We start from the raw sequence: 22754 nt of genomic DNA on the forward strand, positions 1-22754 counted from the left end.
ATGCAGCTAAAATCAGCATTTATCACTTTATGCACCGCAGCGCTTACGTTTAGCTTATTAGTAAGCGAACCTTTAAAGGCGCAAACTAACTTTACTCTTCCTGACTTAGGAACATCTGCATTACAAGCACTGCCACTTGAAAAAGAACAAGCCATTGGCGAAGTAATGATGATGCAAATACGAGGTTCATCGCCAGTTATAAACGACCCTGTGCTAGATGAATACCTCACCACTATTGGCCGTAAACTTGTTGCTAATGCTAACGATGTACGTTTTCCGTTTTCATTTTTTTGGATAAATAACTCAGAAATAAACGCATTTGCCTTTTACGGCGGCCATGTTGGAGTGCACACAGGATTAATAGCGCAAGCAGATAACGAGAGCCAGTTTGCTTCGGTACTTGGTCACGAAATTGCTCACGTAACACAGCGCCACTTAGCACGTAGAATACAGCAGCAACAAGATAACAGCGCACTGACCATTGCCGGTATGATTGCCGGTATATTAGCAACCGTTGTTGCACCCGACGCGGGTATTGCCATTATATCAGCAAGCCAAACACAATCTGCTTTTAGCCAATTAACACATAGCCGCTCAGCTGAGCAAGAAGCTGACCGCATAGGCATGCAAACACTTAATAATGCTGGTTTTGATGCACGTGCATCGAGTGAGTTTTTAACTAAACTTTCAGCGCAAATTCGCTATAAATACAAGCCACCAGCATTTTTGCTAACTCACCCATTACCAGAGAGCCGAGTGTCAGACGTACGTTTGCGTGCAGAGCAATTCCCTGTGCGTCTTATGAATGCGAGCCTTGAATTTAATTTAGCAAAAAGTCGGGTGCTTGCCCGCTACGACAACAAACCAGAAAACGCAGAAGACTTATTTAAAAAACTACTGCGCGAAAACAGCTACAACAATACTGCATTAAAGTATGGCTTAGCCATAAGCTTGCTTGATCAAAAAAAGCTTGATGAAGCAGCGCCAATATTAGACGAGCTTTTAAAAAACGATCCTAAAAACTTATTTTATATAGATACCCATACCGATTTACTTATCGCACAAGAAAAGGCAGATGAAGCCGTTAAGTTTTTAGCTGATTTAAATCAGTATCGCCCTAATAATCAGGTAATTACGCTTAACTATGCCAATGCAGCTCTCGAAGCTGAGCAATATGAGCTTGCTGAAAATATTTTAAAGAGTTTTTTACTCGAAAAGCCCGACCACAACTTAGGCAAACAACTCCTTGCTGATGCGTATAAAAAACAAGATAAATTAGCCTCTTATCACGAAGCGAACGCCGATGTATTAGCGCAATATGGCGCTTATTTAAAAGCCGCAGACGAAGTACAAAAAGCACTTAATTTTGTAGAGCCTACCCAACTTGTAAAGCAACAACGTTTAAAAGCACTACTTACCCAGTATCGACTTTTACAAAAAGAGCTTGCAAGACTTTAAGTCTGCAAGCGCTTACCCTAAAATAGACGCAATTCACACTTTGGAATCATTTTATGTCTGTTACTATTTACCACAACCCACGTTGTTCTAAATCACGCGAAACGCTAGCACTACTGCAAAGTAAAGCGATAGAGCCAAGTGTTGTAGAGTATTTAAAAACGCCTCTTACACACGAGCAAATTACAACGCTTGTAATCCAACTTGGTTTTTCATCCGTACGTGAATTAATGCGCACAAAAGAAGATGACTACAAAGCGCTTAATTTAAAAGATGAAAGCAATGAATCAGCATTAATAGATGCCATGGTACAAAATCCAAAACTAATTGAGCGCCCTATTGTGGTTAATAACAATAAAGCTGCGATTGGTCGTCCACCAGAAAACGTACTAAGCGTTTTATAATGAGTGCAACCATAGTGGTGCTTTATCACTCAAGCCATGGCTCAGTTGAAGCAATGGCTCACGAAATAGCAGAGTCGATAGAGCAACAAGGTGCTAGTGCACTACTTCGTACTTTTGTGGCTAAAAATGCACACGACATTGTGATCACCAAAGATGACTTAATAAATTGTGATGGTTTGGCATTTGGTACACCAACCCGATTTGGCATGATGGCCTCCCAAGCTAAAAGCTTTTGGGAAACCACCAGCGACTTGTGGCTAAAAGGCCAGTTAATAGATAAGCCAGCGTGTGTGTTTTCGTCATCAAGCAGTATGCATGGTGGTAATGAAGCAACCTTACTTAACTTATCTCTGCCACTATTACACCACGGAATGATGCTAATGGGCGTGCCGTACGATGTACCCGAACTACTTGCAACACAAACAGGTGGAACACCATACGGTGCAACACACGTTGCTGGCAGCGCTAATAGTGCACAACTTAGTAAAGACGAAATTAAAATATGCCAAAGCGTTGGTAAACGCCTTACTCACATTGCGAGAAAACTTAAATGAATACAGCTGACAACCCAGCTAAAAAGCCAATTACAGTAAAATTTCAGCGTGCCGCACTATTTGGCTATGTAGGTTTACTTGTTCTTATTCCACTGTGGATGTATTTTGTACCACCTTTAAATGGTAATGCGAGTTTAGTGTCTTTATTTGTGCCTATTATTCCATTACTACTGCCGCTAAGAGGCATAATAAAAGACTATACTTACACTTATGCGTGGGCTAACTTTATTGTAATGCTGTATTTTATACACGGCTTAACCATGCTTTGGGCAGCTCCTGATGAATTAATTTGGGTATTGTTAGAGCTTGTGTTTGCCTCTTCAATGTTTATCGGCTGTACGTATTATGCAAGGCATCGCGGACAAGAACAGGGTTTAAAAATCCGTAAGCTTAAAGAAGAATTAGCTGAAGAAAAAGCAGCAAATGAGCACAATAAATAATATTTATCCATAAACGGTTATAAATACAAAAAACGCGCTTAAATTGCTTTAAGCGCGTTTTTTATTAACTTTCTAAAAGTGACTAAACCAAATCACTTAAGGCTGCTAGTACCACAATACTCGCTAACCCTATTTGAGCAATTAAGCTAATAAACGAAAAGCCCCTAAGCACAAACAAACCCCAAGGGTGTTTAATATGTGGATATAACGCACAGCGTTTTAAAGTGGTCGCAAAGAAAAAACAAATCACTGCAACCATAGTTAAACCCAGCGTCAGCTCACTTTTAATTGAGAGTGTTTCATCAAAAAAGAAGAACAACTGCAAAGGCAGCAATATAGTGACAATAGCGTGTAGCACATGTACTTTTTTAATACGATCAAACTGCCCTTCCGGCGAAAGCTCTTTAATACCAAAGTCACGCTCTAAGCATTTAACTAAGTTATTGGCTTTAATACTAACCGCCAAACGGTAACAACTTAAGCCTTCTTTATTGCGCGCTCTAAAGTTATAACCCGCTTTAATTAACAGCACCATTAACGATTCATTTTTAGCAAATACAGCGTAATGAAGCGCTGTATTACCTAAATTATCAACCGCTTTTTTATCTTGCTTTGCAAGTAGCGTTTCAACCACATTTACATAGCCTTTTTCGGCGGCCCACATGAAGGCTGTTTTATTGTTCTCGTCAGCAAGAACGCCTGTGGCGCCTTGTTCAATAAAACGCATGGCCATTGTTTGCTTGGCTGTTTTTTTACGTAAGTGCGTTAATAATGCTTTTTCTAGCAGTACAACAGAGTCAACATCAGGAGAAACCTGTGTAAGCAACGTAAAGTAGTCTTTACCCGCCGCTACTTTTTCGCTAGCAAGTTCAGAAAGCATATCTAAATCAGCAACAGACTCGGGTATAAATGCACTTAAGCGCTCTCTAAAATCAACTTCTTTCCAAAGGGCTAATGTATCTTTTGCCGAGAGTTTACTTTTATTATTTAACGCATGCTCAATTAACGTGAAATAGCGTTTACTAAAAAACAAATCAACTAAAGACAGTGGCGTATCTATGGTGTTTTGCGCGGCCACGCTTGCATATTTTTCAAGGCGCTGGCATAGCATAAGCACTAAGCTTTCAGGGGTGTATTCATTATCGTAGTAATGGCTTTTAACCGCACTAATATACGCTTGTGCGTCTTCGTCATATTCAGAGATATGTTGAAAATAACATTCTTCAAATGGCTCTAACGGGGTTAACCATGCCAAATAATAAATAGGCGGTAACACGGTGGTGCATACACCATCGTCTTCATTTGTAGAACGACAAGCAGGCCAAGCTTCCAAAGCATCTAAAATAAAGGCACCGTTTTGTTCTACCAGTCCTTTAATAAGTAATGGGTATTCCTTTGGCCAAATCAGTACATTTTCCATTAAAACAACACAACTCCAGTGTGGCTTGGGGGTGGTAAGTTATATCAGTTTTTAGCTGACACCACGCTTAATCAAAGTGTCGATATTCTAGCACACCTTTGTTTTGCTGCTAGCGCAAAATTACGCAATAGCAACAATCCTTTAGGATTACCGTAGACAAGAATATAAAAACGGCCAAGTACATAGGTAATTGGCCGTTTTTGAGGTTGGAGTTGGGCTTAATCAGAGCCAGACAAATAGTTTATTTACTTTTTAACTCGCTAATAACTTGATCTAAACCTACTTCAGAAATGCGTTGAATAATCTCTTTTTGCTTAGCGCTCAATAGTGAAATACCTTCGGCAACAATATCGTATACTTTCCACTCATCATTTTTACCTAAACGAAGCTTAAAACTTAAGTCGATTGTAGGCGCATTTGGCTCAATAATTTGTGTGTTAACTGTTGCGTACTCAGAGTCACTTTTTGCGTTATTACGCTCAAACACTACTTTTTGACCTGTGTACTTCATTAGTGCACCAGCGTATGTGCCTGTTAAATAATGCTCTACTGCATCTATGAATTGAACAGCCTGTTCGCGCTCAATGCCTTTAATGTGCTTACCTAATAATTTAAACGACACAAACTTAACATCAATATGCGGCATTAAACGTTTTTCAACAATGGCAGCCATCGCGTCTTTACTTGCTGTGCCTTTTGAATTTACTTGGCCAATGTCTGCAAACAGCTTATCGGCTACTGATTCAAGTAACTGATCTGGCGATTGCTGAGATTGTGCAAATAACGAACTACTAAAAAAAGCAGTGGCTAAAACGAATAGTTTAAAGAGTTTCATAATTGTATATGTCTGTGTGATTAAGATGGCTGTAATTTACGCGAACTATACGCAATAAAAAAGGCACAAATAAGCAACTTATTAATGCCCAAACAGCACCAATTAAATAACTAAAATAAATTCAATCAGTTAGAAACCTCCATTAACAGCTCATATACAACCGGCATTTTATCCTCATTGTAATTGTTAATAGGTCGCCCTTATCATTTAGTTATCAACTTAAATCAAACAAACATTTGGCACCTATGAAAACGTCACTTAAAACACTTATTATCTCTTTTGCATTAGTAGTTTCACTTTTTGGCAAACTTGCTTTTGCTCAATCGAACCATGGTTATGCTGTTGATTTTCTCAAAGGCGAAGGTAACGTAAACGGCGTTAAGCTTGCGTATCAGTATCATGCGCCTAGTATGCAAAACCTTATTGGCGATGCTCGCTTTTACTTTGAAACCAGCGTAAACATGTGGGAATACCGCCACGGCGATGAAACACAATCAAACCTAGTACTTGCTATGTCACCTGTGCTGCAATTTCCTGCCTTTAGTTTTAACAACACCCCATTTTATGTAGAAGCAGGAATTGGTGTATCACTGATTGATGAGACGCAGTTTGCCGGTAAAAACATAAGCACTCACTACCAGTTTGAAGACCGTATAGGCCTCGTTGCCGACTTTGGCCACACTAACGTTGCTCTTAGAGTTATTCACTACTCAAACGCAGGCTTTAAAGAGCCAAACCCAGGGCTTAACTTTTTAACACTTTCGGTAGCTAGACGCTTTTAACGTTATTGATTGTGTTTTAAGTAATTTAATTGCTGTTATAGCGTAAAACAGTCACACTTATCCCCTGTTTAAAGTAGGTAAGTGGTTATGCAAACTTGGCATATTGTAATTATTGTCGCCGTTGTTTTTGCCATTATCATTGGTAATATTGCGCTGATTAGACTCTCTGCAAAAACGGAGTTTAAAAAGCCCAACGCCAATATTAAAAATGCAACAGACACAAAAAAGCCCTGATTAATCAGGGCTTTTTAATACATGCTAATTTAGCCTACTAGCCAATGCGCCATTAGCGCAATAACAGGTAAAGTAATTAGCGTTCGCAAAATAAATATAATAAACAACTCTAAAATGTTTACCGGTATTTTACTGCCAAGTAAAAGTGCGCCCACCTCAGACATATAAATAAGCTGCGTTACGCTCATGGCTGCAATAATAAAGCGCGTTACATCACTTTCAATAGTACCTGCTGCTAATATTGACGGAATAAACATATCAGCAAAACCAACCATAATAGTTTGCGATGCTGCTGCCGCTTCGGGTACTTGTAATAACTCTAAAAATGGCACAAATGGCATACCTAAATACTGAAATATAGGCGTATGCTCAGCAATGATCAGTGCAAATGTACCTACTGCCATAACCACTGGCAACACACCAAATACCATATCAAGCGCGTTATGTACGCCCTCTTTTATAGTACCTTTAACACCCGTTGAGTTATCTGCTTTAGCGAGTGCAACATCTAACGAATGACCAAATAAAGTTTTATGGCCCGGAATTGTTTCAGCGTCTCTATCTGGCTCAGTACCATCAATTAGTAAGTCTTTTTTAAAGCGCAGTGGCGGTAATCGCGGCACAATAATAGCGGCAACAATACCGGCTAAACATACCGTTGCGTAAAACGGTGCAAATAGGTATTCAAGTTTAACTTGCCCAAGCACCACTAAACTAAACGTAATTGAAACCGCTGAAAACGTAGTACCAATAATAGCCGCTTCGCGTTGTGTATAGTGCTTTTGATCGTACTGCCTTGCAGTCATCAAAATACCTACACTACCATCGCCTAACCACGATGCAGTACAGTCAACCGCACTTCTACCAGGTACACCAAATACAGGGCGCATTACTTTAGTCATTAACGTACCAGCAAGCTCTAGTAGACCAAAGTTAATTAGTAGCGGCAGTAATAAGCCCGCTAAAATAAATACCGAAAACAACACTGGCAATAAGTCATTTAATACCAGCGCGCCAGTATTGGCCGAGGTAATCATCTCGCTACCTAGGCTTAAGTACGTCATTAAACCAAACGCCATACCAAATAAGCGCACCACCAGCCATGTCCAGCTCACATCAAATAAATGTTTTAATAAAGNCGGGTTTAAACACTTTAGTAATTACAGAAATAACCCCTGTAATACAAATAATGAGAGTAATAATTGCTTGAGCAGAGCCAAGCATCATTGCTTGGACCGCTTTTGCCATAACGGCAATAGGAATGGTCATTCCTTGCGAGGTACTAATGGGTGTCATAAATAAAAACACACCAATTAACGAAGGAACCAAAAAAGTAAACCAAGTGCGCCACGTATAGTGTGAACGATGAGGTAGCTGAGACATATTTATTAACCTATAAAAACCACAAAAAGAGCATAGCGCTCTTTTTGTGGTAAAACTTATTATTATTTAAATTTTAATGCCGCGCTGAATGAGTGCTGCTTCTAATGCTTGTTGTAAACCATTCATAGTACCTGGCTCAAGCGTTTCGCCTTTGTCATCCATCCACGTTAAGCTAGTACCGCCTTCTTTAGTTTTACTTACTAAAATTTGGTATTGGCCTTCATCAATAGGTAGTTGAGCTACGTCATCACCCCAAATTGAATCCCAAACGCTTGTTTCCGGTTTAGTATAATCAGCAGTAATTAAGCCCGTATCTGGGTTAATTTCAACAATAGTGAACGACAAGCGCTCTAAAAAGCCAGAGAAACGATCAAACACAGCTTCGTAAGATTGCTCAGTTACAAGTGCTGCATTACCTTTGTTATCAAAGCCCATTTCAAGAGAAATAATACCTTGGCGTTTACGCATATCAACTTCAAGTTGACGGTAACGGTAATCAAACTCGCTCACTACTTGGTTAAGCGCACGTACTTCTAACTGCTGCTTTAACAAATCAGTAAGTGTATGGTCGCCTTTAAAATCTATCAGCTCTACACGTAAAGACGCAGTACGCTGATGTGACTTTTCTTCAATAGTGAATCTAAACTTTTCTAAGTCATCGTTAACTTCATCGCCCCACCACCAAAAGCTTTCTTCTGTTTTGATGATTGAGTACCAATCAGTTTCAATAATACCAAGTAGCTTATCTTCTTTAGTTGTGCCCGCGTTATTATCAGCAAGTACCGATTGAATCGTATCCCAAAGAAATTCATCTAAATCAGCAATGCCATCGTTTTTATCAAAATAAATACGCGCTTGTTTATCTGTCTCTTCTACCCAACTGCCTTTAGCAATTGTTAATACTTGTGCCGGTGGGCGGTAATTTGTAGCTTCAGGATTATTGTCGTATTGACCTACATCCATTTTATAAACTGGGTCTTGAGCTGGTTGAGATAACGACGTTGGTGCTTTTACAGGCTCATGCGTACGATAGTTACGTTCGTCATGTGCCTTATTAATAAATACACTACACCCTGATAAACTTACCAATACACTTACTGCAAGTGCTTTTGGGATCCAATACTGCACAGATATTTCTCCTTAGCATACCCTTTAATTGTTTTAACAAATATATGAGTGGGTAATGCCGATTTGGTTCAGTGTAAAATCAATATTAACTTTACATTTATTATTTGGCTGCCTAAATGCAATAAAGTTCAGCACTTCTACTTAGCAATAAAACTAAGCGCAAATAAGCAAATTTTAGCTATGGTACTTTCCCGTGCCAGTAAAAACAAGAAACACCGCACTTTAAAAGCGCTTAATTAGCGTGTGCTGTAGTTTAGAGCCCTTTTTGTGTTAAACTTCGCCGCCGTGCAACTTCTCGTGTGTATTTTTGGTGTTGCCAACTCGGTTGATATAATCCAAGTAACAAGGTATTTGAACTCATGACTGCATTTTCAAATCATCAAATTGTTTTAACAGCGATTGGCGAAGACAGACCCGGTATTGTAAGTGAACTAACCCAACTGGTTAGTGATTGCCACTGCAACATTATTGACAGCCGTATTGCTATTTTAGGCTGCGAATTTACCTTCATAATGCTACTCAGCGGCGACATGTCGGCAATAAGCCGCATAGAGCACGTACTGCCTACTAAAGCCATGGAACTTGGCCTGCTAACCATGATGAAGCGTACAGCGAGTCATACTCCTAGTGAGTTTTGTGCAGGTTACACCCTAGAATACACTGGCATAGACACCCCTGGCACATTGAGCAAAGTAACGCGCTTTTTTGCCGATAACAACATCAGCATTTGTTCATTAAAGTCAGACACATTCGATGAAAAAGTCGATATGAAAATGCGTTGTGAAATCGAATTTAATATTCCAGTTGATGTAGATATAGATCAATTTAAAATTAGTTTTGAGAGCCTTTCTCACACACTAAACGTAGATTATATTTTTAAACGAATTCGTTAAGGATGCTAAACATGAACACAATTAGTCCATTACAAGCTGGCGATACTGCACCCGCTTTTAGCCTACAAAACCAAAACGACGAAACAGTAACATTAAGCGAGCTGTTAAAAGAGCAACAAGTGCTTGTGTACTTTTACCCAAAAGCGTCAACGCCGGGTTGTACTGTACAAGCCGAAAACCTACGCGATGAGCAAGCACAGCTTGCTAAATTTAACACCCGCGTTGTAGGTATTAGCCCAGATCCAATTAAGCGCCTTAAAAACTTTGAAACTAAAAAAGAGCTTAATTTCGATTTATTAGCCGATGAAGACCACGCCATTGCAGAAGCATTTGGGGTATGGGGTTACAAAAAATTTATGGGAAAAGAATACGATGGTATTCACCGCCTAACATTTTTAGTAGGACAAGACGGTAAAATTAAACACTTGTTTGATAAGTTTAAAACTAAAGATCACCATCAAGTGGTTTTGGATTACTTAGCGGCGGAATAATCTTGCGGCAGAGTAAGTTAGCTACCAGCTATTAGACAAATACAAAAAAGCGTTGCTCAAGGGCAACGCTTTTTTTATGCTAGTTATTAAATATTTGGTTAAGTGAAAGCATGATTGAGGGATAAGTAGGTAGGCAATAATTTTGATGAATGAAGTCAAGATTTGACCCCTTTGGTTTTCCCAAATCGTTGAGTGGCTGTCATATTTCATGTGGATACTACATTTTGGCTATTATTATACATTGGGGTTGTTTTAGGGAATGCTTCTTTTATAATGGGCATTAAATTAAAGGACTAAATTAATTACCTAAAGGATAAAAATACATGCCAGGTCCATTTCTGAATCATCAACCTCACAATCACCCAAGTATCAAAAGAGATAAACTGCGTTCAAATCTAGAAAGCGACTTTAATAAATACCAAACAGATATTTTTGTACTTACTCATGAAGAGTTTTTTAAACTATGGGTGGCATTTCAGACTGCGCGTGGAAAGTCTCAAACGGCAATTGAACAATACCTTTCAGAAATTACAGGTTTATCTATTGCTCAAATCTCACTAGCAAGTGCTGCTACATATGGTTCTGCAATAAAAGATACACCTTCTTTTTTAGCTATATACAACGACTTTAAGCGTTCAGGAAACATCCTTGGTAAATACGAGCCCATTACTCGAAATGGAAAGAAATATATCGCTTTTAAAGGTAATCACAAAGTTAGAACTATTCTAAAAGGAACAAGGTATCTTGCTAATAATACACAAGTAGTAAATGTTGGTGTGGGTAAAGAGGCTCTGAAGCAAGGAGCTAAAAGCGGGTTTTATATTTCAGTATTTTTTTCTGTGACTCTAAATAGTATTAATTGGCTATTTGAAGAGGATTATCGTTGGACAAACTGGTTGGCGACAACGAGTACCGATATCGTTAAAGCTGTTTTAGGTGCGCTGGCTGGTGTTTTAGCAGGTATAGCACTTGCTAGTGGTACTGTAGCTGTTGTAGCTATTGGCTCGGGTATTATTATTGGAGTAATTGTAAGTATAGGATTAAATTCAATCGATAAAAGGTTTGAAATAACCAAATCATTGATAAAATATCTAGAGTATAAAGAAAGGTATTTGATGAAAACTACTGGAGAAGAAATACATAGGGTTTATATAGCCACAGTAAGCTCTTTCCTGAAATCTATAAAGATCAAAGCAAGAAAAGATCTCAACAGCTTTTTAAGTGAGTTAGTCAACCCATGGTAGATTCATTCAAGTTACGATTTAATAGTTTAGATCCAACTTTTATATTTGCAGTTGTGTTTACACTTCTATTAAGTATTGGTGTTACTTGGCTGATGATTTCTTATCTTTTTAGCGAAATAATCCAAGGGATTTTATACCCATATAGTATTTACCCAATAATTGTTTCGTCTACCGCTGATATTTTAATGATTCCAGGTTGTATAGTTTTATGGTTGGGATCGTTCATCGGTGTTTTTGATATTTTATTAAAGCTATTTAAAAAGCCTATTTATGAAAAGATAAAAATGAAATTAGGGTTAGTTGTTGGTGTAATGCTAGTGATTTCAATAGTAACGCTTGTTGCGAATTATGTTACTTGGCAAATTGCTGCTCGCGCTAATGGTTATACTCAATGCACAAGTGGTAGTAAGCTTTTAGTTGGAAGCAAAACGTCTTCAGTGTGGAGTAAAGAAGAGTATTTATGCTACGACTACGATGTAGACAGACTTTTACCTACAGGAACTCATGAGCAAGTGCTTGAGGTTGCTGAGTACCTAAATAGAGATTAAATTAAAAAGCATTGCGACCCTTGCTGAGCTTTTAACAAAAACTATTTATGTTTACGGTATTCAGTTTTTTGTGTCGGATGGCGCTTGCTTATCCGACCTACGTTTTCAAATATTTAATACGGGGATATTTGGGACGTGGATATTGGCGGTTCTTTGGTTGCCTTAAATTTTTACGCAGACGAAAATGGCGTTGCCTGAGCGCTCTGCCCATGGGGTTATTTTGTCGTAGTCATGTTCAAATATGTGGAATTCGAAGTACGGCTTTAAGGCTTCTTTAAGCTCGGTATAACTAAAAGCAACCATTGGGTGCTCGTCGTGCCATACGAGAGTGTTGTCTGCGGTGGTTTTTTCTATGCTGAGTTTTAATAACTGTTTACTGCCAGTGCCACCGTAGTGCCAGCCAGATCGAAATGTGAAGAAGCTATTTTCGCTTTTTGCTGTGTGCTCTACAAATGAATCGCTGTCGATTTTGTTTTTATCAACCGTGTTAAAGCAAAATATTCCACCTACGTTTAATGCATTGTGCACGCTAGCAAGGCACTCTTTTAACTTATCAATTCCGTCGCAGTAATGCAGTGAATACAAAAAGCAGGTAATTAAATCCAAGTGCTCAGTTACCTTAAATTCACTCATGTTTTGCAACGAAAATTGCGCTTCTGGGCAACGAACTTTTGCTTTATCGAGCATTGGCTGGTTTAAATCAAGCCCACTACTTTTATAGCCGTAATCAATAAAGTGGCGTACATGCGGGCCGGTGCCACACGCTAAATCGAGATGGGTATTCCCACCATTACCAAAAATTTGGTGCAGCCTGTGAATAGAATTGCTTTGGGCTTGATAATCTATATCTGCGCACATTAAGTCGTAGTAATCAGAAAGGTCGGTGTAAAGCGCATTTACGGACATATAAGCCTAGTGGTAAGTAGTGGAATATTTTTAAGTCGCGCATAGTAAACTAATTAGCACAATTAACGAAGAAGATATGAGCTTTAAGGTAGATGTAATTTTAGGCTATAAAGTACAGGGTTGTCGGATGGCACTTCGCTTATCCGGCCTACGTATTTAAATATTATAGGGCGTTGTTATAAAACGGTGTGGAATTGGAGATTCGTTGGGTTTCGCTACGCTCTACCCAACATACGTAATATAACTTTAAACTGGCTTTAACTAATTCCTAAATACTTATGTACTTGTATTGATAGGCGCCAGTTTTTAGCAATACAGGTGTCGATTGCGAGTTTAGTTGCTGATACTTTTTGGCTAATTGGCTGTAAGTAAACAAGCTTAGGGTTAACGCCTGTTTTAGCAAATAATTCTTCTAGCTCTTCTACGTGTTTTTGCATCGCAACGGGGTGTTTTATCTCGTTTGCGCGCTTCATGGTGCTGGTTAGTACTTCGTAACCGCCGCGCATATTAATTTTTGGCGATACTGTTACCCATGTTTGCTCTGGGGCGAGTATTTCAAACGTGCCGCTGGTTTCTATTTGTGTGCTAAAGCCGTGTTCGTGTAATAAGTTACATACTGGATTTAAGTCAAACATACATGGCTCACCGCCAGTAATTACTACATGCTTTGCGGTATACCCACGTGATTGAAACAACGCTAAAATTTGTTCTGCACTGGCGTTAGCCCAATGATCTGAGTCGGCTTTTTTTTCTACGGTTTCGTCCAGCGATACTTTATATACATTATCAACATCCCACGTTTGCTTGGTGTCGCACCAAGAGCAGCCTACTGGGCAGCCTTGTAGGCGCAAAAATATTGAAGGTGTGCCAGTAAAACTTGCTTCACCTTGGATGGTTTCAAACACTTCATTAATTTTGTACAAAAGAAATCTCACTTACTACCTAGCAGCCAAATTGCTACTATTAAAAAACCAAAAAGCGCTGTGCAAAAATTGTTATTTAAGCTGCGGCCGTGTAGTATATCGCGCCCTGATATAAACCTCTATTAAAACTAAGAGCAAAACAGATATGACGCAAAAAGTAGTTGTTATTTATTCCGGCGGTATGGACTCATTTACCGTATTAAATAAAGCCCTGCAACAAGGCCATGATGTATATGCCCTATCATTTGACTATGGTCAGCGTCATGTAAAAGAGCTTAAAGTAGCAGCAAGTGTGTGTGAAAAATTAAACGTTCCACATAAAATTGTTGATATTTCGGCGATTAACCAACTTATTGGTGGCTCATCTCTTACTGATGATATTGACGTGCCAGAAGGCCATTACGAAGAAGAAAGCATGAAAAGTACGATTGTTCCTAATCGTAATATGATTTTGCTCTCGCTTGCTGTTGGTTACGCGGTATCACTTAAAGCTAGCCAAGTTTATTACGGTGCTCATTCTGGGGATCATGCTATTTACCCCGACTGCCGTCCTGAATTTGTGCAAAAAATGGATGATGTGTGCCGTATTGCTAACTACGACGCTGTAGAAATTTTTAGCCCATACTTAAACAATACTAAAATTGGTATTTTAACCGACGGTATTGAAATGGGTTTAGATTACAGCCAAACGTGGACTTGTTATAACGGCCGTGAAAAGGCCTGTGGTAAATGTGGCGCGTGCCAAGAACGCCTTGAAGCATTTGCACTAAATAACATTACAGACCCGTTAGAATACGAATAAGCAGCAATTAATTAGTAATACAGTTGGTACAAATAAAAAAGGCTATCATCGATAGCCTTTTTTGTTTGTTTAATTTTAACGTAGAGATTATAACCAGCGTTTTACGCGGGCTTTGTAAGCGGTAAACTCTTCGCCAAATAATTTAGTGAGCGCTCGCTCTTCGGGTATTATTTGAAAAAACGTTAAATACGCAATAAACCCGATAATACATAAAAGTGCCCACAGCGAACTTAACCAAATACCCCACCCTGCTAAAATAAATGCAAAACCCACATACATTGGGTTACGCGAAATTTTATAAATGCCGCTCGTAATAAGTTTTGACGCTTGCTCAGGTTTACTAGGGTTTACTGTGGTGTTTGCTATTTTAAAACTCACCACCCCTGCAATACAAAAAACACACCCTATAATGACCAAACTTGCTGCTAAGTAGGTAATAAATGCGGTGAAATCAATGACACTGTAATGCGCAATAAGCGCCATTATGCCTGCAAAAAACAGCACAACAATAACGGGAGGTATTTTATTATTTAACATGGCAACTCACTGTATTGGCTAAAGTATGTTTATTTATGCAGCCATTAAACAATATCTAAAGTGTATAAATGATGAACACACTCAAGGCTGAGCATAAATAAAGTATACAAATTAAGTTACAATTGTCAGCTTTATCAAAAGCGCTTAAAGGTTATACTTTAACCATAAACGAATAATAAAATGATAAGGAATGAGATTATGTCTGGAACTACGATGATTGTACTTATTGTGCTAATTTCGGTTGGCTCAGGGGTACTTTACGATATGTACAAAAAGCATCTTGAGTTTAAGCATAAAATGCAAAACAATAACAGCGATGCCCATAAACAATTAGCTGAAACAAATGCACAAGTGCTTGCATTAAAAGAGCGTGTACAAACACTTGAGGCTATTGTTACTGATTCTAGCTTTAACGTTAAAGATGAAATTAATAAACTTTAGGTTGTTATAAGTAATTTGGATATAAATGTGCATTTTCTGGCTGCTCAATGCCATGAGCAGCTAAAAACCCACCAATAGCTTGCCCGCAGCCCTGTGGTGCTCGCCCACTGTCTATCTCAAAGTTTAACTTATTTGCATGTTGCTTACCCATAGAGCATAGCCCTACGGTACTTGGCGAGCGCATAGCGATACTTAAGTCACCTATTTGCTCAACCACAACGTGCTTACTAAAACGGGCAAAACCTTTGTACTTAAATTGCTCGTTTACGTAATCATTGCTTGTGGCTACCAATACTGTAATTAAGGCGTGCAAAAAGCTATTAGCTGATGGATCTGCTGTTAAAAACGAAATAGTTTTTTTATTAAACTCGCTAAGTTGGGAATTATCACACAACAGCTCAACAGTATATAAATGTTGCTCGGCTATTTGCTGCTGGCTTTTAAGCTCAATACTTTTTCCTGCAAATACAATACGTTTAAGTACTTCATCTACATGGCTTTCAGCACTTACACTTTTAACAAGCTCTGGGTTTTGCGCCATTACAGGTAGGTCGTGATGGTTATTAAATGGCGTGCTTGTTGCGCCGCTTTGCATTAACTGAAAAAGCTCTCTTACTTCATGTTCACGCGCTACTTTTAACGCTAAAAATGCTGTTTGAATAAGCTCTGAAGTAGGTAGGTTTTCCTCTACTATCCAGCGTCTGCCAAATAATAGCTTTTTTGCTTTGCCTTCATTTGTAGATGCACTTTTTTGGTAATTATCGGGGCTGAGCACTGCTACTTGCAAGTAAATTTCTTCACCTTTTTGTGCAGCAAGCACTCTAAAGTGAGCCGAAAATTCAATACTCTCAAGCACTTCGTTTACGCTTTCAAGCGTGTGCTTGTAACGTAAAAAATGCTGTGGCACCACCCAGCTACTATTAGCCAATTGCACAAGGGGTGCATAAGAAATAGGTTGCTCGTAACTGTGTTGCCATTTTTGCTCATTGCTAAGCAAATGATTAATGTGACTCTTGTTATCTGACATAAATAAACCAAATAAACTCGCGGTGTGCGATATAAACTATGAACACATTACGTCATCAATGTCGTAATTAGATCACATGTACGCCCTACTTTCGGGCTTTTTTAACTATCAGTGAGTTCTTGATAGTCTGTTATAACTTTTTGATAGTATGGCTTATCTTTATTGAGCATTTTATTATAATGATTTATAAGTTGGCCTTGGTACATAACGTGTTCTGTATTGGTAAAGTCCCACATTTTGTGGCCGGTGTGACTAATCTCATTATTGGTATTAAAGCTCACTTCTATTACTTCATAAAAACGTTTGTTGTCGTAAACTATTTGCTCACTTACAAGCCCTAAGCCTAATTGCTTTAAACCGACTCGCAACTTATAAGTGTGATGCACTGGACATAAAATAAACCGAACATTATTTAAATGCTCACTTACGTTATTAGCAATAATTTGTTGTATTAAACTTAACAACAGCTCACCGCCAACACCTGCTATTACAACTACTTGGCTTTTACTTTGAGCAATTTCAATTTTGCCTACATCCTGACATAAGACCTGCCACTGTGGATTTTTATTACAGGCTTTTTGTAATTTATTAATAGATGATAATTGCGCTTCTAGGTCGTTCATTAAAGTGGCGACGATATCAACAAAAATAACCTGCTCTGCAGCTACGCGTTTTAATAGCGCCATGCCTAAATAACCATGGTCGCAGCAGCAATCCCAAATAATATCGTGATGCTGCGAAATTAATGTATTAATGGCAGTTAGGCGTTTGCTGAGCTTCATTTAAGCAGGTGTTTGTGACGTTTTATAGACAAGCGCCTTTAAACTTTTGTCGCTGTCTACTTCAATAAAACGCTCGGTAGGGGCTAGACGCTCAACAAATTCAATTGCGCCTTGGGTGTGCTCGTTTATTAACGCTTTAAACGCGTGTTCGCTAAGCTCTGGGCTATTAGCGCACAATAACAATTGTGTGGTATCGCAAAGTAGCTCTGGCAATCTGCGCAGCACTTTTTGGTAGTCTTTAGTTAAAATAAAGCTGCCTTTTTGAAAGCTTGGCGGATCAACTATTATTAAATCAAACGGGGCTGCTTTTTTTAGTTTACCAAACGACTTTAAAATATCATGAGGTAAAAAGCTCACGCCGCGCTCAAAACCGTTTAGTTGATGGTTTTGCTTGCCTACTTTAAGTACGCCTTTGCTCATATCCATGTTCATTACATGATCTGCCCCACCTTGCATTGCTGCAAGCGAAAACCCACATGTATACGAAAACAAATTAAGCACTTTGCCACGCTTGCTATTAGCCATTACAAATTCACGGCCGCTGCGCATATCGGGAAATATTCCGGTATTTTGACGGCTCTGTAAATCAACCAAAAAACGAATGCCGTTTTCGGTTACAACATGCGGGTTAGGTAATTGCCCATAAACCACGGTGTTTTGGCTTTGTACACCAGCGCGTTGCTGATACACAAGCGACGTAATAAGCTCAGGCTGATTTGCTTGCGCCCACTGCCACACTACATCGGTAAGCTCGCTTAGTGTTTGCTCGTCAATTTCGTCGTACGAAACTAAAAATAAACTTGGCGGATAAAAGTCTAAATTTATATGGCTTAACGCCTCAATACTGTGGCCTCGACCATGAAAGACACGGCACAGTTCATTTTTTAAAATTGGCGCATCTTCAAGCGCAGTAATAAGAGGAGTAAAGTTTGCTGTCATTTTTAATTAATCAACTGTTGTTGTAGTTCATGTATTTCATCGCGAACAGAGCCCGCTTTTTCAAATTCTAGGTCGCTTGCGTATGCATGCATTTTGGTTTCAAGCTGCTTAATTTGCACTGTAATTTCTTTCGCGCTAAGTACCTTTTTAGAGTCTTTACGAATAAGCCTTAAATTGTCTTTAGGGCCGGCCTCTTCGCCTACATCCATCGCATCAAGAATCTTTTTGGCTAGTGAATGCGGTTCAATACCGTGTTCAACATTATAAGCATGCTGAATTTCGCGTCTGCGCGCTGTTTCGTCCATGGCCTTGGCCATCGACTTTGTAATTTTATCACCGTATAAAATTGCGCGACCATCTAAGTGACGTGCAGCACGACCAATGGTTTGAATAATTGAACGCGCTGAGCGTAAAAAACCTTCTTTGTCAGCATCTAATATTGCTACTAGCGCTACTTCTGGCATATCCAAACCTTCTCGAAGTAAGTTAATACCCACTAACACATCAAACACACCCGCACGTAAATCTCGAATAATCTCAACGCGCTCAACGGTATCTATGTCTGAATGCAAGTAACGCACTTTTACGCCATGCTCACTTAAGTAATCGGTTAAATCCTCAGACATACGTTTGGTCAATGTGGTTACCAGTACGCGTTCGCCCTTCTCTACACTTTTATAAATTTCTGATAGGAGGTCGTCAACCTGATCGCCCACTGGGCGCACTTCAATAAGTGGGTCGAGCAAGCCTGTTGGGCGAATTACTTGCTCTGCAATTGCGCCCACACAACGTTCTAATTCAAAGTCGCCTGGCGTTGCCGATACATAAATAGTTTGTGGTGAAATAGCTTCAAACTCTTCAAAGCGCAGCGGTCTGTTGTCCATTGCTGAGGGCATTCTGAAGCCATATTCNCTTCTGTCGCCTTTATACATTGCGCCAATTTGCGATACGGTTACGTGCGATTCATCAATAATCATCAATGCATCGTCTGGGAGATAATCAAGTAACGTAGGCGGTGGATCGCCTGGCGTACGGCCAGATAGATAGCGGCTATAGTTTTCGATGCCAGAGCAATAACCTAGCTCTCGCATCATTTCCATATCGTACTGCGTACGCTGCGTTACGCGTTGCTCTTCTACTAATTTATTAGCACTTAGTAACTGGGCTCTTCGATCTTTTAATTCTTCTTGTATTTTATCGATAGCACCGAGTATTTTTTCACGCGGGGTAACGTAGTGTGTTTTTGGGTAGATAGTGGTACGGACTATGTGCTTTTCAACAGCGCCAGTGAGCGGATCAAAAATACTTAAGCGCTCTATTTCGTCATCAAACATTTCTACTCGAACAGCAAATGTGTCTGATTCTGCAGGGAATATGTCGACCACTTCGCCACGTACACGGTATGTACCTCGGCTAAAATCTATGTCGTTGCGGGTATATTGTATTTCAGCTAGGCGACGCAGCATGTCGCGTTGATCTACTTTTTCGCCCACTTTTAGAAGTAGCATCATTTTCATGTACGATTTAGGGTCGCCCAAACCATAAATAGCCGATACCGACGCTACAATAATAGTATCGCGACGCTCAAGCAGTGCTTTGGTCGCGCTTAAACGCATTTGCTCTATGTGCTCGTTTATAGAGGCATCTTTTTCAATAAAAGTATCGCTTGATACAACATAGGCTTCTGGTTGATAGTAATCGTAATACGATACAAAATACTCAACCGCATTTTTAGGGAAAAACTCTTTCATCTCCCCGTATAGCTGCGCGGCAAGCGTTTTATTGTGCGCCATTATTATTGTTGGACGGTTTAAATCGTTAATAATATTAGCCATGGTAAAGGTTTTACCTGTACCAGTAGCACCTAATAACGTTTGGTGTGCAAGGCCAGCTTCTAGCCCTTCGCAAAGCTGTTTAATTGCTGTGGGCTGATCGCCCGCTGGTTTAAAATGTGATCTTAACTGAAAATGGTCGCTCAATTATTGCACTCCTGTAACGATTCGCCGCTCAGCGCCTCTAGTTTTTTCATAAACCATTTATACGCCACTATTGCTGTAAATAAGTTACCTAAAGCAGCGCCAATAAATAGCCCTAATAATCCGGCTATTTCGTTGCCTATATAAGCAAATGGTACATAAAATATGAATAACCGAATGACACTTAAAACCAATGCATACATAGGTTTGTGTAAAGCATTAAACGATGAGTTTGATAATATGATCACCCCTTGTAAGCCGTAGCTTAGCGGGATGGTATAAATAAAGAGCTTAATTACATCGATTACGGCTTGTTCTTTACCAAACAATTGGCTTATAACGCCTGAGAATGCAATTAGTAATACGTAGATGGCAAATTGCCACACCATCACAAATTTTAGTGTGCCGGTGTACGCTTCTTTAACGCGGCATAATTTGCCAGCACCAAAGTTTTGGCTAACAAATGGCGGTAATGTCATAGATAGCGCAAGCACTAATATACTTGCAATCGATTCTATTCGACTTCCTACTCCAAATGCAGCTACGGCTTCTGGGCCATGGTGTGCCACCAAAGCGGTCATTACAGCCATTGCAACCGGTGTAAGCATGTTTGCGCCGGCAGCAGGTAAACCAATTTTTAATATTTTGCGAATAGCGCCAGTCACTGTTTGCTTGCCTGCTTTTAGGCTCAACAAACGCTTTTTAAACGCTAATATATATAAAATAATAACGACAGCAACCGACCACGCAACAACACTTGCTATGGCAGCGCCTTGAATTCCTAACGCTGGTACAGGCCCAAAGCCAAATATTAGTATTGGATCGAGTATGGCGTTTATCAGCCCGGCTCCGCCCATAACTATACTTGGCGTTTTTGTATCGCCACTGGCGCGCAGTACTGAGTTACCAATCATTGGGGTTATTAAAAATACACTACCGATAAACCATATATTCATGTATTCGTGTATTAACGGTAATACTTGTGCGCCCGCTCCTAGCAGAGTAAATATGGGGTCAATCAGTAAATAACCAATAGATGACAACACAATAACCAAAACCACACCAACCATTAAAGAAATACTGGCATCAAAACGCGCTTCATCTATTTTATTACTACCGAGTGCTTTTGCTATTACCGCCGATGTACCAATCCCCAGCCCTATTGCTAAGCTTATAACGGTAAAGGTAACCGGAAATGTAAAGCTCACCGCTGCAAGCGGCTCGGTGCCAAGTAAGCTTATAAAAAATGTATCGACAATATTGAACATCATTAACGTGATCATGCCGAATATCATCGGAATGGTCATCGTCTTTAATGTTGGCAAGATGGGATCGTTTAGTAAATCTGGGCGATTCTGGGATTTTGAAATTGCGCGCATGAAATAAATAGGCCTCTTTTACTGAACAAATCATTTTAAAGCATCAAGGCAGTTCAAGCCAAGGATTTATCACTACAATTGAAGTAATTAAAGAAGTAAAGATTCGAAAAAATAGTAAAACTTAGTTTTTACATCTTTTTGTTAAAATAGAGCCTAAACACCGCAAAAAACAATTAAAACACATTTTTATAACTTTTATTACAAACACCCAGTGATATCTGATGCTTTTTTGCACAAAGGTGATGTTTGGTTTATCGTTACGAAAAAATTCCCTCATCGAGTTGCATCTATTCTGCATCAAATCATAACTCATTGTTTTATATTAAATTAAAAATAATGATTTAAAAGCTTGAAATCGTTGTAGCGCCCTAAACCATTGGTGCCGATGATGTTCTTAAAGTTTCATAAACAGAGTTATCCACAGAAACCGTGGATAACTCATTCAAACCCGCATTTATAAAGGCTTTGAGAGAGCCGCCATTTTCGGTGATATCTAGCCAATTGATCATTTGCTATTTGTAGCATTTTTATAAACTCACGCTAAAAACTGAAGCTCTCCAATTTTTCTTCTTAACATAGTTGTACGGTTGGTATAAAAATACGTTTACCATAAAGTTAAGTTATTGATTGTTCTATTTTTGAACGGATAAAGTAAATACCCATTTTATGCATAGTAATTAGATCACAATTTAGATCACAAAATATTTCTGTGGATATACGCGTAGGTATATTTTTAAAAATTTAAAACAAAAACAAATTTAATATTGAAAATACCGCCAAGTAAAAAATGAGTTTTTATGTTTTTGAGTTGTTTTTTAATAACAAGCCACTTTAATAACGTGTTTAATTTAACCAATTTAAAGACTCTGCAATAATAAAAGTCACACTGTTATTCTTAAATTTCAAAAAAAACAACTTTAATAGAGCTATAAAACACGCAGATCGAACACAAAAACAACGAATAAACCTCTTTTTTCAATTTATGACTTTTATATGTTGACACTTTGCGGCTCGGTCATTAATATTTCGCCCCGTTGAAAGGCAAGACGCTTCCCCCTTAGCTCAGTTGGTTAGAGCGACGGACTGTTAATCCGCAGGTCCCCCGTTCGAGTCGGGGAGGGGGAGCCAAGTTTTTCAACCATAAACGATTCCCCCTTAGCTCAGTTGGTTAGAGCGACGGACTGTTAATCCGCAGGTCCCCCGTTCGAGTCGGGGAGGGGGAGCCAAGTTT

The 22754-nt window shown here is 39.2% G+C and carries 23 protein-coding genes, 2 tRNA genes and 1 pseudogene; 14 read left to right on the forward strand and 12 right to left on the reverse strand.

What is annotated here, in order from left to right; translation table 11 throughout:
* From bepA to L656_RS0104865, 4 genes are read left to right on the forward strand one after another with little or no spacing between them, the layout of a single operon-like run.
* Entirely contained in the window at window positions 1–1458 is a 1458-nt protein-coding gene (gene bepA / locus L656_RS0104850) for a beta-barrel assembly-enhancing protease (protein ID WP_002961457.1), read from the forward strand.
* Window positions 1459–1511: 53 nt separating this feature from the next.
* The gene (arsC, locus tag L656_RS0104855; RefSeq protein WP_002961458.1) at window positions 1512–1859 is read left to right on the forward strand and encodes an arsenate reductase (glutaredoxin); all 348 of its coding nucleotides are present in this window, start codon (window positions 1512–1514) and stop codon (window positions 1857–1859) included.
* Window positions 1859–2413: an NAD(P)H:quinone oxidoreductase gene (wrbA, locus tag L656_RS0104860; protein ID WP_002961459.1), complete on the forward strand. Its 555-nt coding sequence runs from the start codon at window positions 1859–1861 to the stop codon at window positions 2411–2413. Before arsC ends, wrbA begins: the two co-directional genes overlap by 1 nt.
* A complete protein-coding gene (locus L656_RS0104865; protein ID WP_002961460.1) occupies window positions 2410–2853 on the forward strand; it encodes a DUF2069 domain-containing protein in 444 nt (147 codons plus the stop codon). Before wrbA ends, L656_RS0104865 begins: the two co-directional genes overlap by 4 nt.
* An 82-nt stretch (window positions 2854–2935) precedes the next feature.
* Here L656_RS0104865 and L656_RS0104870 read toward each other — a convergent pair whose 3' ends face one another.
* Together L656_RS0104870 and L656_RS0104875 are read right to left on the reverse strand one after the other, a co-directional pair.
* Window positions 2936–4273: an ankyrin repeat domain-containing protein gene (locus L656_RS0104870; protein ID WP_002963113.1), complete on the reverse strand. Its 1338-nt coding sequence runs from the start codon at window positions 4271–4273 to the stop codon at window positions 2936–2938.
* Between the two features lie 241 nt (window positions 4274–4514).
* Window positions 4515–5108 carry an MlaC/ttg2D family ABC transporter substrate-binding protein gene (locus L656_RS0104875; protein WP_002963115.1) on the reverse strand — a complete coding sequence of 198 codons (594 nt, stop codon included), beginning with the start codon at window positions 5106–5108 and terminating at the stop codon, window positions 4515–4517.
* Window positions 5109–5353: 245 nt separating this feature from the next.
* Here L656_RS0104875 and L656_RS0104880 point away from each other — a divergent pair, with 245 nt between their 5' ends.
* On the forward strand, window positions 5354–5890 hold the full coding sequence (locus L656_RS0104880) for an acyloxyacyl hydrolase (protein ID WP_002963116.1): 537 nt from the start codon (window positions 5354–5356) through the stop codon (window positions 5888–5890).
* 87 nt (window positions 5891–5977) lie between these two features.
* Window positions 5978–6124, forward strand: coding sequence for a DUF2897 family protein (locus L656_RS1000000122730; protein WP_076915758.1), 147 nt, complete (start codon window positions 5978–5980; stop codon window positions 6122–6124).
* Between the two features lie 29 nt (window positions 6125–6153).
* On the opposite strand, the pseudogene L656_RS01000000121940 reads toward L656_RS1000000122730, so the two are convergent.
* Window positions 6154–7507 (reverse strand): annotated as a pseudogene (locus tag L656_RS01000000121940) (YjiH family protein).
* 66 nt (window positions 7508–7573) lie between these two features.
* Entirely contained in the window at window positions 7574–8635 is a 1062-nt protein-coding gene (gene bamC / locus L656_RS0104895; protein ID WP_002963120.1) for an outer membrane protein assembly factor BamC, read from the reverse strand.
* Window positions 8636–8994: 359 nt separating this feature from the next.
* On the opposite strand from bamC, the gene L656_RS0104905 reads away from it, so the two are divergent.
* From L656_RS0104905 to L656_RS0104920, 4 genes are all read left to right on the forward strand, one after another.
* Window positions 8995–9528 carry a glycine cleavage system protein R gene (locus tag L656_RS0104905; RefSeq protein ID WP_002963123.1) on the forward strand — a complete coding sequence of 178 codons (534 nt, stop codon included), beginning with the start codon at window positions 8995–8997 and terminating at the stop codon, window positions 9526–9528.
* Window positions 9529–9539: 11 nt separating this feature from the next.
* On the forward strand, window positions 9540–10019 hold the full coding sequence (gene bcp, locus L656_RS0104910) for a thioredoxin-dependent thiol peroxidase (protein ID WP_002963124.1): 480 nt from the start codon (window positions 9540–9542) through the stop codon (window positions 10017–10019).
* Between the two features lie 323 nt (window positions 10020–10342).
* Window positions 10343–11263 (forward strand): hypothetical protein, encoded by a 921-nt coding sequence (locus L656_RS0104915; RefSeq protein WP_002960424.1) that lies wholly within the window; start codon window positions 10343–10345, stop codon window positions 11261–11263.
* Window positions 11257–11811: a hypothetical protein gene (locus L656_RS0104920; RefSeq protein ID WP_002960421.1), complete on the forward strand. Its 555-nt coding sequence runs from the start codon at window positions 11257–11259 to the stop codon at window positions 11809–11811. Before L656_RS0104915 ends, L656_RS0104920 begins: the two co-directional genes overlap by 7 nt.
* A gap of 162 nt (window positions 11812–11973) precedes the next feature.
* Here the strand turns inward: L656_RS0104920 and L656_RS0104925 are convergent, their stop codons facing one another.
* Complete coding sequence (locus L656_RS0104925) at window positions 11974–12717, reverse strand: class I SAM-dependent DNA methyltransferase (RefSeq protein WP_002960419.1); 744 nt, start codon at window positions 12715–12717, stop codon at window positions 11974–11976.
* 257 nt (window positions 12718–12974) lie between these two features.
* Window positions 12975–13640 (reverse strand): 7-carboxy-7-deazaguanine synthase QueE, encoded by a 666-nt coding sequence (gene queE / locus L656_RS0104930; protein ID WP_002960417.1) that lies wholly within the window; start codon window positions 13638–13640, stop codon window positions 12975–12977.
* A 145-nt stretch (window positions 13641–13785) separates the two neighbouring features.
* On the opposite strand from queE, the gene queC reads away from it, so the two are divergent.
* Window positions 13786–14442: a 7-cyano-7-deazaguanine synthase QueC gene (gene queC / locus L656_RS0104935; protein WP_002960416.1), complete on the forward strand. Its 657-nt coding sequence runs from the start codon at window positions 13786–13788 to the stop codon at window positions 14440–14442.
* 87 nt (window positions 14443–14529) lie between these two features.
* Here the strand turns inward: queC and L656_RS0104940 are convergent, their stop codons facing one another.
* Window positions 14530–14979: a methyltransferase family protein gene (locus L656_RS0104940; RefSeq protein ID WP_024598358.1), complete on the reverse strand. Its 450-nt coding sequence runs from the start codon at window positions 14977–14979 to the stop codon at window positions 14530–14532.
* Window positions 14980–15177: 198 nt separating this feature from the next.
* Here L656_RS0104940 and L656_RS0104945 point away from each other — a divergent pair, with 198 nt between their 5' ends.
* Window positions 15178–15420, forward strand: coding sequence for a hypothetical protein (locus tag L656_RS0104945; RefSeq protein WP_024598359.1), 243 nt, complete (start codon window positions 15178–15180; stop codon window positions 15418–15420).
* Between the two features lie 4 nt (window positions 15421–15424).
* On the opposite strand, the gene L656_RS0104950 is transcribed toward L656_RS0104945, so the two are convergent.
* The 5 genes from L656_RS0104950 to L656_RS0104970 form a co-directional block, all read right to left on the reverse strand.
* Complete coding sequence (locus L656_RS0104950; protein WP_024598360.1) at window positions 15425–16447, reverse strand: hypothetical protein; 1023 nt, start codon at window positions 16445–16447, stop codon at window positions 15425–15427.
* 101 nt (window positions 16448–16548) lie between these two features.
* The gene (locus L656_RS0104955) at window positions 16549–17229 is read right to left on the reverse strand and encodes a tRNA (adenine(22)-N(1))-methyltransferase TrmK (protein ID WP_002960407.1); all 681 of its coding nucleotides are present in this window, start codon (window positions 17227–17229) and stop codon (window positions 16549–16551) included.
* On the reverse strand, window positions 17230–18168 hold the full coding sequence (locus L656_RS0104960) for a class I SAM-dependent methyltransferase (RefSeq protein ID WP_024598361.1): 939 nt from the start codon (window positions 18166–18168) through the stop codon (window positions 17230–17232).
* Window positions 18169–18170: 2 nt separating this feature from the next.
* The gene (uvrB, locus tag L656_RS0104965) at window positions 18171–20147 is read right to left on the reverse strand and encodes an excinuclease ABC subunit UvrB (RefSeq protein WP_024598362.1); all 1977 of its coding nucleotides are present in this window, start codon (window positions 20145–20147) and stop codon (window positions 18171–18173) included.
* Entirely contained in the window at window positions 20144–21523 is a 1380-nt protein-coding gene (locus L656_RS0104970) for an MATE family efflux transporter (protein WP_024598363.1), read from the reverse strand. The genes uvrB and L656_RS0104970 overlap by 4 nt, the downstream gene beginning before the upstream one ends.
* Before the next feature lie 1051 nt (window positions 21524–22574).
* Here L656_RS0104970 and L656_RS0104980 point away from each other — a divergent pair.
* Both L656_RS0104980 and L656_RS0104985 read left to right on the forward strand, forming a co-directional pair.
* Window positions 22575–22651 (forward strand) — tRNA-Asn (locus L656_RS0104980).
* A 21-nt stretch (window positions 22652–22672) separates the two neighbouring features.
* A tRNA-Asn gene (locus L656_RS0104985) sits at window positions 22673–22749 on the forward strand.
* The last annotated feature ends 5 nt before the right edge of the window (window positions 22750–22754 follow it).

The organism is Pseudoalteromonas sp. TAE56 (assembly GCF_000497955.1).
Taxonomy (GTDB): Bacteria; Pseudomonadota; Gammaproteobacteria; order Enterobacterales; family Alteromonadaceae; genus Pseudoalteromonas.